The sequence below is a fragment of the Candidatus Electrothrix sp. genome, assembly GCF_052785085.1.
In genome coordinates, this window is the sequence record NZ_JALAAI010000105.1 from 1 (window position 1) to 13,723 (window position 13,723).

The 13,723-nt window shown below is 45.9% G+C and carries 13 protein-coding genes, 1 tRNA gene and 1 pseudogene; 11 read left to right on the forward strand and 4 right to left on the reverse strand.

The window, feature by feature from the left end; translation table 11 throughout:
• Positions 1-73 precede the first annotated feature (73 nt).
• The 7 genes from L2082_RS14735 (at position 74) to L2082_RS14765 (ending at position 6,923) form a co-directional block, all read left to right on the forward strand.
• The gene (locus tag L2082_RS14735) at positions 74-997 is read left to right on the forward strand and encodes a DUF4231 domain-containing protein (RefSeq protein ID WP_446009559.1); all 924 of its coding nucleotides are present in this window, start codon (positions 74-76) and stop codon (positions 995-997) included.
• Between the two features lie 542 nt (positions 998-1,539).
• Entirely contained in the window at positions 1,540-1,821 is a 282-nt protein-coding gene (locus L2082_RS14740) for a type II toxin-antitoxin system Phd/YefM family antitoxin (RefSeq protein WP_446009558.1), read from the forward strand.
• Positions 1,790-2,122, forward strand: a complete 333-nt coding sequence (locus tag L2082_RS14745) for a Txe/YoeB family addiction module toxin (RefSeq protein ID WP_446011905.1) — start codon at positions 1,790-1,792, stop codon at positions 2,120-2,122. The genes L2082_RS14740 and L2082_RS14745 overlap by 32 nt, the downstream gene beginning before the upstream one ends.
• Before the next feature lie 157 nt (positions 2,123-2,279).
• Positions 2,280-3,341, forward strand: a complete 1,062-nt coding sequence (gene lpxK / locus L2082_RS14750; RefSeq protein ID WP_446009556.1) for a tetraacyldisaccharide 4'-kinase — start codon at positions 2,280-2,282, stop codon at positions 3,339-3,341.
• 278 nt (positions 3,342-3,619) lie between these two features.
• Complete coding sequence (gene lpxC, locus L2082_RS14755; protein ID WP_446009555.1) at positions 3,620-4,621, forward strand: UDP-3-O-acyl-N-acetylglucosamine deacetylase; 1,002 nt, start codon at positions 3,620-3,622, stop codon at positions 4,619-4,621.
• Positions 4,622-4,930: 309 nt separating this feature from the next.
• Positions 4,931-5,638, forward strand: a complete 708-nt coding sequence (locus tag L2082_RS14760) for an energy-coupling factor ABC transporter ATP-binding protein (protein ID WP_446009554.1) — start codon at positions 4,931-4,933, stop codon at positions 5,636-5,638.
• A 364-nt stretch (positions 5,639-6,002) separates the two neighbouring features.
• Positions 6,003-6,923, forward strand: a complete 921-nt coding sequence (locus L2082_RS14765) for a hypothetical protein (RefSeq protein WP_446009553.1) — start codon at positions 6,003-6,005, stop codon at positions 6,921-6,923.
• Between the two features lie 106 nt (positions 6,924-7,029).
• Here the strand turns inward: L2082_RS14765 and L2082_RS14770 are convergent, their stop codons facing one another.
• The 3 genes from L2082_RS14770 to L2082_RS14780 all read right to left on the reverse strand — a co-directional run bounded on the left by L2082_RS14770 (position 7,030) and on the right by L2082_RS14780 (position 9,192).
• A complete protein-coding gene (locus L2082_RS14770) occupies positions 7,030-7,467 on the reverse strand; it encodes a PPC domain-containing DNA-binding protein (protein ID WP_446009552.1) in 438 nt (145 codons plus the stop codon).
• Positions 7,468-7,472: 5 nt separating this feature from the next.
• Positions 7,473-8,339: a DUF3108 domain-containing protein gene (locus tag L2082_RS14775; RefSeq protein WP_446009551.1), complete on the reverse strand. Its 867-nt coding sequence runs from the start codon at positions 8,337-8,339 to the stop codon at positions 7,473-7,475.
• Positions 8,340-8,421: 82 nt separating this feature from the next.
• Positions 8,422-9,192, reverse strand: a complete 771-nt coding sequence (locus L2082_RS14780; RefSeq protein WP_446009550.1) for a carbonic anhydrase — start codon at positions 9,190-9,192, stop codon at positions 8,422-8,424.
• A gap of 428 nt (positions 9,193-9,620) precedes the next feature.
• On the opposite strand from L2082_RS14780, the gene L2082_RS14785 reads away from it, so the two are divergent.
• Positions 9,621-10,832, forward strand: a complete 1,212-nt coding sequence (locus tag L2082_RS14785) for a pyridoxine 5'-phosphate synthase (RefSeq protein WP_446009549.1) — start codon at positions 9,621-9,623, stop codon at positions 10,830-10,832.
• Positions 10,833-10,881: 49 nt separating this feature from the next.
• On the opposite strand, the gene L2082_RS14790 is transcribed toward L2082_RS14785, so the two are convergent.
• A complete protein-coding gene (locus L2082_RS14790) occupies positions 10,882-11,868 on the reverse strand; it encodes a potassium channel family protein (protein WP_446011906.1) in 987 nt (328 codons plus the stop codon).
• Between the two features lie 163 nt (positions 11,869-12,031).
• Here L2082_RS14790 and L2082_RS14795 point away from each other — a divergent pair.
• From L2082_RS14795 to L2082_RS14805, 3 genes and pseudogenes are all read left to right on the forward strand, one after another.
• Positions 12,032-12,119 (forward strand) — tRNA-Leu (locus L2082_RS14795).
• Positions 12,120-12,238: 119 nt separating this feature from the next.
• Positions 12,239-12,543: pseudogene (locus tag L2082_RS14800) on the forward strand (site-specific integrase); the annotation flags it as partial.
• 246 nt (positions 12,544-12,789) lie between these two features.
• On the forward strand, positions 12,790-13,443 hold the full coding sequence (locus L2082_RS14805) for a hypothetical protein (protein WP_446011907.1): 654 nt from the start codon (positions 12,790-12,792) through the stop codon (positions 13,441-13,443).
• The last annotated feature ends 280 nt before the right edge of the window (positions 13,444-13,723 follow it).

Below are 13,723 nucleotides of genomic sequence, written 5' to 3' on the forward strand. Positions count from 1 at the left end.
GTTAACAGCTCTGGGTATACAACGTAACGGTAAGCTGATTAACGTGAGCCTGAGAGAGCCTCCAACCTGAGGGCTGTCGGGTTATTGCGCCTTATGTCCATTTTACAGAAAGGCTGTCAGGGGCCTGTTAAAGATACAGTTTATTTCTCTTTTTATCGCCTCCTCCATAACAGTATTCAGTCCATCCGGCCCCACCACCCCTTTCAAAATAGCTTCAGCAGGTTATCTGTTTTTTGTAACATTGTCATTGGCGGCTCTGTGTTGGAGTATAAGAAAAAAAAAGGAGCCTGAAAAAGTATGGTATGAAAGCAGAGCATTGACTGAGTCCGTCAAAACAATGACATGGCGATTTATAATGGGAGCAGAACCGTTTAATTCTCATTATACAGACGAGCAGGTTGAATCGCATTTCATCGGCGAGCTGAATAGAATATGGGAACTCAATGAGATGGGTGATAAAGAAATAGATGATACGCTCAAAAAAACTCCGCAGGTTACAGAATGGATGAAAAATGTTCGCGACTCCAGCTTTAAAGAAAAAAAATGTTACTATTGCAATACAAGAATTCAGAGTCAACTCAACTGGTATCAACAGAAAGCAGCGTTTAATAAGAAGCAAGCAACATTATTCTCAAGGTGCAGCCGTGCTGCCTATCTTCTTGCCATGGCGGTCGCTTGCTTGCAACTCATTGACTCTTCTTACCCTATCCCGAACTGGTTATCCGAACTCCCGACATGGCTATCTGAACCTCTTCTGGTGATAGCTGCCGGACTGTTAGGCTGGACCCAAGCCAAAAAATACTCTGAGTTAGCATCATCCTACAGCCTGACTGCCAGAGAAATATCCCGCCTCCAAAAACGAATGGTAGATGTAACAGAAGAACAATTCGGTGATTTTGTCAACGACGCTGAGACAGCATTTTCCCGGGAACATACTCAATGGGCTGCTCGTCAGATAAAAATCACAGCTGCAACATATGCTTCTCCTGCCGAATAAGTGCTTCAAAGGTGAGAGGACTTTATAAAAAATCACGTATCAACTTTAAAAACATAGTCTCCTATTTTAAAAGTATAGCCCCCTACTTTAAAAACATAGTCTCCTACTTTAAAAGTATAGTGCCCAACTTTAAAAGTATTGCTCCCTCCTTAAAAAGCATAGGACGCACCTTTTTAAGGAGAGCTGTATACTTTAAAAACTAAGGCCTGACTTTTTAAAGGAGAGCAAGGGATTTTAAAAAAGAGAGGTCTTTTTTCAAAGGGTTTCTTCTGGCCTATTCTTAGAGCTAAAGCAAATAATAACAAGAGGATAAAAGGATATTACTTAGAAGACTCAAGCCAGATTCAAACCCTGCCAACTACCGGACAGGAAGGGGCCATTGAGGAACGCCTGGAGTGGACAATCAAGCGGCTGGGGGAAAGAGTTTCGGAGGAGGCGGAGACGACGGCTGCTGAGGAATTTTCTGCCTGAGCAACTCCAGATTGACACCTCTCTCTCAAACCTGTACAGTAAATATGTACATTATATTTTTCGGAGGCATTATGGCAATTCAAACAACCTATACTCATGCCCGCTCAAAGCTGGCTTCCCTGCTGGATGAGGTGACAGAAAACCGTGAGGTGGTGGTTATCCAACGACGAGGGCGAGAAGATGTGGCCCTGATCGCTGCGGATGAACTGGCAGGTATGCTGGAAACAGCCCATCTCCTTCGTTCTCCCAAAAACGCAAAACGGCTGCTTACTGCTCTTGATCGGGTAAAGGCCGGGATGTCCGGCTCCCCGCAAACCCTTGATGAAATGCGGTGCGAGGTCGGGTTTGAGTAACCGCCGCAGAAAGGCAGGCAAGCCTTTGGCGGCGAGTTCTCTGCAAAGGGAATCTGTCTTTCAGCCGGAGTTCAGGGAGGATCTGCGTTACTGGGTTGAAACCAATCGTAAAACAGCACTACGTATCTTTCAGTTGATTGAAGCGATAATGCGGGACCCGTTTCAGGGAATCGGTAAGCCGGAACCACTGAAATTTCTCGGCTCAGGCGTCTGGTCCCGTCGGATTACCCAAGAACATCGCCTGGTCTATGTTGTCAGCCATGAGCGAATTGATTTTGTTCAGGCCCGTTATCATTACTGACTCCCCTGATCGGCAAGATCATTCAAGCCCATCAGTATTTCGACCCTGACGACCTTCCTTTTCCCTTCCTATACGTTGCCTTTGTTGTCTCTGCTTAATGTAGGGTGCGTAATGAAGCAACCAGGGGGTAAACACACTGAACACCTCTACAAGAACAATGACCAGAAACTTCTATTACGGCCTGGGCCGCCCCTTTTCCCCGCTTTACAGCGCTGCCATGCGCTTACGGGAAAAACTCTATCAAAAAAATATCTTCAAAAGCACGGCCTTTGAGGTTCCGGTGATCAGTGTGGGCAATCTCACCCTGGGAGGCACCGGCAAAACCCCCATGGTCCAGTTCCTGGCCCGCCTGCTCCTGGACAATGGCTTTCGGCCCGCCATCATCAGCCGGGGCTATGGCGGAGCCACCAAAGAACGGATCAATATTGTCTCGGACGGCAAAGAGATCTTTCTCGGAGCTGATTATGTGGGCGATGAACCACGGATGCTGGCTGAAAGCCTGCCCGGCGTGCCGGTGCTCACCGGTATTGTCCGCAAACTCCCAGCTGCTGAAGCAGTGAGAATGGGTGCCAACGTCCTGCTCCTGGATGATGGTTTCCAACACATGGCCATCCGCCGGGACCTGGATATTGTCCTTTTTAGCACAGATAAGCTTGCAGGTAATTCCAGGGTCTTTCCTGGAGGCGACCTGCGCGAACCAATTAATGCCCTGCACCGCTGCCATGCCTTTGTCCTGACCAGTACCAATGAAGAGAATCAAGAACGGGCTGAGAGCTTCAAGGCCCTGCTCAATAAAAAATTTCCCAACAAACCTGTTTTTTTCAGTCGCACCTTTCCTACCGGCCTTCTTCTCCAACAGGCAAATGGAGAAAAAACACCGGTACAGGCAAAAGAAATCGCAGACCAACGTTGTTTTGCCTTTTGCGGCATTGCCCGGCCAGAAGGCTTTCAGCAAACCCTGAAGGATCTCTCCATCAAGCCGGTAGCTCTGCGGCCCCTGGCAGACCATTTTGCCTATGCTGCCAAGACGGTTCGTCAACTCATTAGAGAAGCTCAACAGCATGAGGCCAACTGTTTTCTCTGCACAGAAAAGGATCTGGTCAAGCTCAGGCAATTCGACCTCCGGCTTTCGCTCTATGGGGTGGTTATGGAAGCCCAGCCAGATCAAGGCGTAATTGATTTCATTGTAAGCCATAATACTCTTCAGAGAAAGAAGTGAGCAGGATGACGGCCCTGGGATTGCACTGTGTCAGAAAAACCACATTCAAATTTTTGAACGCCTTCTGTGTGCTTTTTAACACAACTTCTTTTCAAAACAAAACCAAAGGCTTTTCCTTATAAAAAATAGGCTATCACCCTGAATATGAGCAGCAATACTGAACCTCACCAGAGAAAATTTAAAAAAATATACTTCTGGTTATTTTCTTGCATCTCAAAAGAAAAAAGAAATCGCTATGAAGAACATGCCAGAACATAGGTGAGACAAGAGGTAACAGGATGTCTATCAATATAAAACCACATCAACAAACTCTCCTTCGACCAGTGAGTTGCCAGGGCGTTGGACTGCATACGGGCCGAGACGTCAAAATAACCATCAACCCTGCCAGGGAAAATCAGGGCATCTGTTTTTATCGCTCTGATATAAGCAACAAACCGGTTATTCCAGCCCATATGGAAAAAATAGTTGATACCACATTGGCCACCACCATCAGTAACGGCCATGAGAAAATCTCCACCACCGAACATCTGATGGCTGCTCTGTACGGAGCAGGTATTGACAATGCAAGTATTGATATTGACGCATACGAAGTCCCTATCATGGACGGCAGCGCAGGTCCATTTATTAACCTCCTCCACCAAGGCGGCCTGAAACAACAACGGGCACTGCGCAAAGTTCTCCGCATCACCCACCCTATCTCTCTCACTGACGGCAACAAATCCATCAGGATCGAACCTTATCAAGGCTTTAAAGTCAGTGGCACTATAAAATTCGGTGACAATCAACTACTGAACGAGCAGAGCTACAGTGCTGAGCTGACCCCGGAACGCTTTGCCAGTGAACTGGCAGAAGCCAGAACCTTTGGTTTTGTGGAGCAGGTAGAAGAACTCTGGAAAAACGGACTTGCACTGGGCGGCACCCTGGAAAATGTTATTGCCATCCATTGGGACCGTCAGTCTGTGCTTAATGAGGACGGGCTTCGTTTTGATGACGAATTTATCCGCCATAAGATGCTGGACCTGATCGGTGATCTGGCCCTGTTGGGCAGCCCGGTTCTGGGCCATGTTATTGCCAACCGCTCTGGTCATAGCCTGCACCACAGCCTGATGCAAACCATTATTGATAATCCAGATTGCTGGGAATACGTCAAGTTCTGCAAACGAGGCAATACTGTCCAACCTGTAATTCAGGGGACACAACTGCCCCAAAGAAAAAGAAAAAAAACCTCCTACCTGCCACCGCTGCTGCCACCTCTGCCCAGCCCGATGTGCATGGCCTGATCTTCAGAATATGCACCTCTGCCTCAGCATCTCTTTCGCCGACTTCATCGAAGTCGGCGTTTTTTTTATTGCAGTATCATCTTTATCAGGCAGCCGCCTTTTTCTCCTTCCAGACAAGAGGATTTGAAAACCGTGGCAAAAAATGGTAAGCCTATATTGAGTGAACTACTTCGGTGCCACTGGTAATGAACCCATATATTCGCTCTTTTTATGGGTTGTAGGGATAAGCCTGTGTGTTTACCCTTGCCGTCATCCCCAAAAAAAGGGCAGCCCCCAGGTCTGCACCTACAACAGAGAAAAAATATCCCCATGTTTCCTGCCACGCCACCCCTTGTTCAGATGGATCAGGTCTCCTTTGCCTATCCTGGTGGTAGACATATTCTCCAGCAGGTTGACCTTTCCCTGAATTACAAGCAGCGGCTGGGCCTGATCGGCCCTAATGGCAGTGGCAAGACCACCCTGCTCCATCTCCTCATGGGCCTACATCGACCAACAGCTGGGAACCTCCTTTTTAAAGGACAGCAGGTCAAAAGCAAAAAGGATCTCAAAGAGTTGCGCAAAAGCATTGGCCTGGTCTTTCAGGACGCAGATGACCAGCTTTTCTCGCCTACAGTGATTGAGGATGTTGCCTTTGGGCCTTTAAACCTTGACAAGAGCCCGGAACAGGCCCTGGAGATTTCCAACAAGACTCTGGAGGATCTGGGCCTGCTTGATCTTGCCAACCGGGTGACCCACCGTCTTTCAGGGGGTGAAAAAAAACTGGTTTCCCTGGCCACAGTCCTTTCTATGGAGCCGGAAGCCATGCTGCTGGATGAACCAACCAATAATCTTGATAAAGACATCCGGGAGCGACTGATTGACATCCTTAACAGCTTGGATATTGCCTATATGATCATCTCCCATGATTGGGATTTCCTCAACGCAACCTGCACAGGTTTGGCTTTGTTGGATCAGGGACAAGTACAGGCCAGTGACATAGCCTATCTTCACCAACATGTTCGTCAACATGATCGCTAACAGGCATTACATTCCTCATAATAAAGAAAAACATGACAACTCACGCTGGGACAACACGTCGGCAAAGAAGAAAAAAACAAAACACCTGTCATTGCTGTACAAAAGAGTTTCCCTTTTGCTGGAGCTGTGTCTGTGGTTTTGCCATTTGCCCGGAATGTTTTACGGAAAATAAATGGGGCATCAGTAACGGCCCCACCTGGATCTGCCCGGATTGCGAACGTATTCATATGATGGAATGATCTGATCAAAAGCAAGAGGCTTTTTATATGAAAGTGTCAGGTAGCTTGTTTACCCAGACAATCAACTTTCATATTTTATTATCTCTCCCCAGGGGGGATGGAAGAGTTATATGGGAGGAAAAAAGATGGAAAAAGCTTTACTGCAAAAAATTATACTTTCAGTAGGAGGACTTGTTGTCGCGGTCCTGCTCTTTCTCTTGCCTGGTCTGAAGATCCCAGCTCTGGATGGGCCAACAGATAGCTATTTTAGCGAGGCAATCAGCAAAGGTGGTATCTCCTATGCAACCTGCCGGGTGATTAATGCCTCTGTTTCCATTATTAAGGAATCAAACCTGCACCTGCAACCAGCCGGGGTGGGGTTATCCTTAGCCGTAGGACAGGCCCTGGACCCCATTGATGATATGACCGAGCGCCTTTCCGATGTGCTGGTGACGGCAATCGCCTCATTAGGGGTTCAAAAACTCGCCTATGAGATCGGAATCTCCCTGGCACCTACCGTGCTTGCTGTTTTTCTCCTGTTTTTTGCCACCTTGATCTGGTTCAATAATACCAAGCTTATTTTTCTCCATAAAACCATAACCCGCTTTGCCCTGCTCATCGTCATTGCTCGTTTTTTCCTGCCGCTTTCTGCACTGGCCAATGATTTTATTAATACCCGTTTTTTTGCACCGCAGATTGAACAGGTTAATGAGCAACTGGCTTTTGAGTCCAGAGAACTTGATAAACTCAAGGAGTTTTCCCTGCCCAACATGGGGATTTTGGGAACAGCCTCTTTTCTCAAGGAAAAGTCCAGTGAATTCAAGCAAGCTTTTACTGCGGTGGCCAGTAATATGGGAGGGATGATTGAAAACCTGCTCACCCTCACCTTTCTCTATGTGGGGATTCTCCTTATTCAGGTGCTTCTCCTGCCCTTACTGACCTTTTTCTTCCTGATCAAGATCGTCAATGCCCTGTTCGATATCCATTTGCCAGCAGAGGTGCTCCATCATCATATGAATCATCCTGAGCAGCCAACCGGACATCCAAAATCAGAAGTGGCCTGTTAGGGAATTCAACAAAAAATATTCGCCCCATATTTCAAGTATCGTAGGGGCGAATCCCTGTGTTTGCCCTTACATATCGGGCAGGCACAGGGACCTGCCCCTACAGCGGTTATGAAAAAACCAGGCGGCTGATCCCGTTAGCTTCATCCCAGGGACGGGTAGCAAAAATCCCCTGGAGTTCAAAGACGATGACCTCAAGCACCAGATAGACCCGGCTGTCTTTGCGGATACAGCCGGTCAGGGTTTTGCCGTGCTCTCCCAAGGCCCCGTGTAGATGGATTTTTGGTTTATCCCCATTCATATGCACGGAACCACAGCCAAGAAGCTCAGAGACCTCGTCCACATCCTGCCAGATCGGTTCTGGCGGGACAACCGGTTGTTTCGGCCCGGTCACCACCCCTGCCTTATCCAGAGCCCCAATCACCTGGAACCAGCAGCTTTGTATCTTCTCTTTCAGCAAGATCCCCTCTAATCCTTTGAGAAAATCTTCCCCATGATCAAAACGAATGGTCAGTACCCGCCCTATTGATCCTGTTCTATACTCCATGCAGTCTACTCCTTATTACCTTGCGGAGCTGATACGGTCTGACACGCCGGATTAGAATATGCCACCAGTTCCGCAACCAAGGAGCCAATCAGAATTTTTGACCTGATCTCCACCGGGATCCGGCAGGCATCATCGGTCAGCCAGAAAACAGTATCACCGTCCTTCTCATATAAGCCCTTAAAATGCATCTCCGGCATCACCTTGATGGTCTTTCTCTGACCTAAGATGCTTTCTTTTTTCTCTCGCCCCAGGATCTTTACAGCAACCTTATGCTGCTCTTTATCCACAAAGGCAGGAATAACCTGCTCCTTATTTGACTGGAAATCCAAAACCCGCGTAATAAAAAAGGCTGAAAACTCATTATAAACCGGTCCGGCAACCTGAGAAAGTGTGAGTGGATCTTGATGCTTCCGATACCAAACCTTACCCTGCTCTTGTTCATACAAAGTGAGCCGATGTATTTCCCTGCTCCCCTCACGCTGATGCACTTCATAACGATGAGGCAACATCCAGGGTTTACGAATAAGCGTGGTAAAGGTGTCATCCACAGGATAAAAAAAATGGAACAAGCCGTAATCAGTCACCCGTGCTTTGATCACTAAACCTTGTCCTGCCGAATGGGGGCTGAGCGTCAGAACAAGATCACCAATCTTTACCCCGCCGGACCAGGAGACCGAAAAATGCATTTTCTCCTGACCAGAAAAAACCACAGGCTGGGCCTGAGAATCAAGGGAGAACAACGGCTCCTGTCTTGATTTTTCAGCCTCTCCGGCATACAACGAATGCGATATCGCGCTCAAAATGGTCAGAGAAAGAAGCAGGGAAAGAAAAATTCCGCTGATCTCCTTGCTCCTCTTGCTCCTCTTATTCATATTCCTCTCCAGACCGAAAAAAAAGGGGCGGATTCCTCGGAATCACGCCCCCACATCAACAGATGTTTCTCAGCTTAAGACATCAGTCAGCCATAGCCTCCATCTGACGCTTAGGATTCTTTTCAACCTCAGCCAGAATGGTATCAACCTTGCCTTGGTCCAGCCATTCAATCTTACCAGTTCCTACATCATAGATTGCTCCAACAACTTTGGCCTTGCCATCTTTTACCAGCTGACGGGTAGATGCACTGCGCATAAACAGGTCGGTTACACCCTGCCAAACATTTTCTTTAATGGCATAGGGAATAATATCATGAGATTTTGCCAGCTTGGGATGCTGCTCCATAGCCCGTTTAACAGCAGGCTCAATGTTGTCAACCAGAGGTGGAATATTTAATTCCAGAGCATGACCGTGTCCTTGCACCTCATTGGTTACCGCAGTAACTGCACCACACTGGGTATGGCCGAGAACTACAAAGACTGGGGTATTGACATGGGCCAGACCGTATTCGATAGAACCAGCCTCATCAGTATCAATGACATTACCGGCAACCCGGATAATAAAAAGATCCATGATACCTGCATCAAAAATACGCTCAACCGGTACACGGGAATCGGAACAGGTGATGACAGTGGCATAGGCATGGTCGCCCTGATCTTCTTTTCCTGCCTGAATGAGTCGGGCAGTGTCTGTGTGGGGATGTTGAGATTTTCCGTTGACAAAACGAGTATTACCGTCTTTCAACTTTTTCAGAGCGTCATCTATGCTCATGTCTGTGGCCAGAGCAGGAGCAGCAGCCAAGGTGACAAGACAACAGGCGCTGACAACATTTTTCAGGATTGACTTTTTCATTACCTCTCCTTTTTACAATAATTAATTGAACTGCCAGGCAACATGCCGGACATGAATTGATATGAGTTTTTTTACATCTCACCTTCAGAGTGAGAGAACAGATTGTGAAAGCAGGCACTGCTAGATCTATATAACCTTATCTTTACAAAAAAGTAAAAATATATATAGCGAGGCAGCCAATAATTGTCAAGCAGGAAAAACTGTTCCATCTTAAGCAATTAGAAGTTGTTCTTTCATGGGAATATTCATCCAACAAAAAGAGACCTTCTTTCCTGAAAAAACAAGGAGAACATTTTATCAGATCAGACTAGCCCAGCCTGCTGATTCCGTTGACAGAACAAAAGCACTCTGCTATATTCTCGAATCTTTCTTGCCCAATATTTCCTGCAGTATGCATCACGCAACCCCATGCCACCTACTTTATATCCATGCCTGTCAATATCGTCTCACAACTCTATAAGATCCACCCAAAAATCAACGAGGAACTGCTTGAACAAAAAGTACTCTTCCTCCTCCGGCAAATAGGAAAAGCTGAAGCCACTGTCAGTGTTGTCTTGCTGGATGACCTTGCCATGACAGCCTATAACCAGCAGTACCGCTCCAAGGCAGGACCAACCAATGTCCTCTCTTTCCCTTCAGCAGAGGATTCTGAGAACATTGAAGAATTTATAGTACCTGTCCCGGTTGAGCTGAGCAGCCAGGAACTTGGGGATATTCTCATCTCAGTGGAAACAGCACAACGAGAGGCCCTGGAAAAAAAGATCAGCCTCCATCAACGCCTGACTGAGCTGCTCATTCATGGCCTACTCCATCTTATTGGCTATGACCATGAAATTTCTAATGAACAGGCTGAAATTATGTTCAGCCAAGAAAAGGAACTCTTTCACTCAATCCAACATCACCACATATGGAGAAAAAAAATGCCGCAACTTGCCATTAATGTTGATCACATTGCCACTATCCGCCAGGCCCGAGGAGGTGCAGAACCTGATCCGGTCCTTGCTGCCGGTATCTGTGAACTTGCCGGTGCCAAGGGCATTGTTGTTCACCTTCGGGAAGATCGTCGTCATATCCAGGACAGGGATGTCCACCTGCTTCGCCAGACCGTCAAAACCCGGCTCAACCTGGAAATGGCCAATGTCAAAGAGATTGTGGCAATTGCCCTGGAGATCAAGCCAGACATGATCACCCTGGTCCCGGAAAAACGGAAAGAGCTGACCACCGAAGGCGGCCTGGACGTTGTTGCGAATGAAAAGAAATTGCGTAAAACCATTAAGAAGATGAGCGAAGCAGGTATTCCGGTTTCCATCTTTATTGATCCTGATGCAGAGCAGATTGAGGCATCCCAGGACGTTGGTGCCACCTATGTGGAACTGCATACAGGTCGTTACTGCGATGCGGAAAATGAAAAAGAACAGGACAAGGAATTTCGTTTGATTGAACAGGCGGCAGAACTGGCCTTTGAAGCAGGCCTCCGGGTCAACGCCGGGCACGGTCTGGATTACCGGACCACCACCCGCATAGCAGGGATTGCTTGTATTGAGGAGTTGAGCATTGGTCATGCCGTCATTGCCCGCTCTGCCTTTGTGGGGCTGGATCAGGCAGTTCGGGAAATGCAGGATTGCATTGATCGGGCGTAAAGGCGAGTAGAAAAACCGACGTTTGTGTAGGGGCGGTTCGCGAACACCCCTACAGGGTTTTTTCCAGGGCTGAAATCTGCTGATTATCTCCGAGCACGATCAGGATATCATTCTTCTTGATTTCAGTCTTTGGGCCGGGATTAAAAATCATCGGTATATCAGGCCGTTTAATAGCTACCACAATTATATCGTATTTTTCCCTGAGACCGGATTGCATCAGGGTTTTATCAACAAAGGAGGCCTGCTCTGTAATCAGGAGTTCTTCCATACACAGCCCCAGCTCACGGGCCTGCATGGCCAGATCAAGAAAATCGACCACTGTGGGCCGCACAATGAGCTGCGCCATTCTTCGTGCCCCAATGGAATACGGGGAAATAACCTTGGTGGCCCCTGCCCGCTCCAGCTTCTTGGCAACGCCAGGGGTTCCACTGGAGCGGGTCAGGATGAAGAGTCCTGGATTCATTCCCCGTGCTGTCAGGGTGATATAGAGATTCTCAGCATCAGTAGAGACCACTGCAACCAGGCCGCGTGCTGTCTTGATTCCGGCTTTTAAGAGGATATCGTCATCCGAGGCATCCCCTTGAAGAGCAATATATCCAAGTTCATCAAGCTCCCGAAGTACCTCGTCATCATTTTCAACCACTACAAAAGAACGGTTGTTCTCCCGCAGGATGGAACAGATTTCATAGCCGATTCGTCCAAAGCCACAGACAATATAATGATCTTGCAGTCGTTTCATTTTCTTTTGCATTTTTCTCTTATCAACAAAACGTTGCACACCCCCTTCCACCATAACCTCAGTAATTTGGCTGAAGATGTACATAACATAACCAACGCCGGAAAAAATCAGGAGCACAGTGAATAACCGGCCTGGCGCAGTGATTGGAGCGATATCTCCATAGCCAACAGTACTGATAGTTATAATAGTCAGGTAAAGGCCGTCAAGAAAACTGGTTCTCTCCAGAAAAATATAACCGATAGGACCGATAACTAAAAATATAAATAACGGAGCAATAAATAAAATATATTTACGCATTATTAAGCAGTAACGTGAATGAATCAAACAGCTTTGGCTGATCCCGGAAAACCTGGCAGCACCCCTCCTGATAACAAAGAGGCCCTATTATGAACCATTCTTTTCTTTCTCACCACATTAATTGACAAATCATTTCCAACAGTGTAAAATTGCCCAACCAAAAGCCCGGATGGCGGAACTGGTAGACGCAAGGGACTTAAAATCCCTCGGTTCTTGTAACTGTGCGAGTTCGATTCTCGCTCCGGGCACCAAAAATTTCAAGGGGTTACGACTTTTCGGCTGTGACCCCTTTTCTTTTGCTTTTTTCCGTGTGTGTAATTCCTGTGTAATTGTGTCAGGAAAAGCCCTTCTCTTTTTCTCTTCTGTCAGACTGTTTCAGGAAGCCTTCACCGCCGCCGGGCTGCCGTATTTCACACCGCACAGCTTCCGCAACACTCTTGTCCGGCTCGGTGAGGAAGTGTGCAGAGGACACCTGAGCAGTTCAAGGCGTGGAGCCAGAATTTAGGGCATGAGAAGGTACTGACCACCTTTTTCAGTTATGGGGAGGTGGCCGGGCAGCGACAAGGGGAGATTATCCAGGACTTGGCAGCACCGCAAACCGACACACCAACCGGAGCGGATGATATTGCCGAAGCGGTTATCAGAAGATTGAGGAAAGCCGGGGTGGAGGCGTGAGAATTAGCTATTGCAGTATTATTTTATCAAATTGATATAATTGCCGATTCAAACATGTGACCCGCATAGCTACGGCCTTTATGATTTTGGAATGTGATACCGTCATGATTACTTTTTATTGACTTTTTTAGTTCAACATGTATTTTTTGCAAATTGAAATCGCTGGTGTTTAATCGGGGGGCTGTCCTTGATTTACTACCTGATTTATTATACAAGATATCCCGATATGGACGGAGGAAATCTGTAATGACTAATACTATTAATTTTCCGACTAAAATTGATAAATTCATATTTAATGATAACAATTTTATTTTCAAATCAAAAAAATACAATTATTGCAATATAGAAAGTTTGAGATTTTTTATTAAGAACGTTTCAATTAATTTTTCAAAAGATGAATACTTCCATTTTTCAATAAGAATGGTCGATGATTCAATGTTTGAATTACATGTTGGCGATGCCATGTTCAGCATAAATAAAAAAAAGGTTGATGAAAAAAAATCTAACATGAAAAATGTTTTTGACTATTTGAACAAAAAAACATTCAGCAAAAGATTAGAAAGCTATTTAAATCAATTAAAAGAAGAAAAATATATTTCATATAAGTTTTTTAGCCCTAAATTGTTAGGTGAAAAATTCAAGACTGTTAAAATATACAATGATGGAAATGTTGTTATGGATAACAGAATATTCAATGTAAAGAAAGCTCGTCAAGAAGGAACTCTTAAATTTGGGACTGCATACGGTTTTGGATGTGATAAAACAATTGACCCATATGAAATATCTATTAATGAAAAAAAACCTATACTAGGTGGTCGAGTTGAGGGGGCTGATTCCATGAGGATTGATGGTAGTTGGGACTATCCAATCATCTTTGAAATATTGAAGTCTCTTTCATGAGATATTTTATTGTACCCCGTTTTATCCTTTTTTAATTCAGCATGGTTAATATTCTATTCTATTATAATCATGATTCTATTTTTTATTTATTAACACCGTTATGCTTCAAATGAGCAATGAATATAAATAGTCCTTGGTTTGTATCCATAGCTACTCAAAAACGACACCTTTCCCTCTGAATAGGTGCATTTCATGCGGCTCGCTGAAGTTTTTCAATCTTCAGATTCATTGAATGCTTGATTTGGTTTGTTATAACCTTAATCCTGAATTTCTCTTGAAG

Excerpts from the sequence above, each read along its gene's own strand:
- L2082_RS14740 (WP_446009558.1), top strand. The coding sequence starts at position 1,540 with ATGGCAATTCAAACAACCTATACTCATGCCCGCTCAAAGCTGGCTTCC.
- L2082_RS14745 (WP_446011905.1), top strand. The coding sequence starts at position 1,790 with ATGAAATGCGGTGCGAGGTCGGGTTTGAGTAACCGCCGCAGAAAGGCA.
- lpxK (WP_446009556.1), top strand. The coding sequence starts at position 2,280 with ATGACCAGAAACTTCTATTACGGCCTGGGCCGCCCCTTTTCCCCGCTT.
- lpxC (WP_446009555.1), top strand. The coding sequence starts at position 3,620 with ATGTCTATCAATATAAAACCACATCAACAAACTCTCCTTCGACCAGTG.
- L2082_RS14760 (WP_446009554.1), top strand. The coding sequence starts at position 4,931 with ATGTTTCCTGCCACGCCACCCCTTGTTCAGATGGATCAGGTCTCCTTT.
- L2082_RS14765 (WP_446009553.1), top strand. The coding sequence starts at position 6,003 with ATGGAAAAAGCTTTACTGCAAAAAATTATACTTTCAGTAGGAGGACTT.
- L2082_RS14770 (WP_446009552.1), bottom strand. The coding sequence starts at position 7,467 with ATGGAGTATAGAACAGGATCAATAGGGCGGGTACTGACCATTCGTTTT.
- L2082_RS14775 (WP_446009551.1), bottom strand. The coding sequence starts at position 8,339 with ATGAATAAGAGGAGCAAGAGGAGCAAGGAGATCAGCGGAATTTTTCTT.
- L2082_RS14780 (WP_446009550.1), bottom strand. The coding sequence starts at position 9,192 with ATGAAAAAGTCAATCCTGAAAAATGTTGTCAGCGCCTGTTGTCTTGTC.
- L2082_RS14785 (WP_446009549.1), top strand. The coding sequence starts at position 9,621 with ATGCCTGTCAATATCGTCTCACAACTCTATAAGATCCACCCAAAAATC.
- L2082_RS14790 (WP_446011906.1), bottom strand. The coding sequence starts at position 11,868 with ATGCGTAAATATATTTTATTTATTGCTCCGTTATTTATATTTTTAGTT.
- L2082_RS14805 (WP_446011907.1), top strand. The coding sequence starts at position 12,790 with ATGACTAATACTATTAATTTTCCGACTAAAATTGATAAATTCATATTT.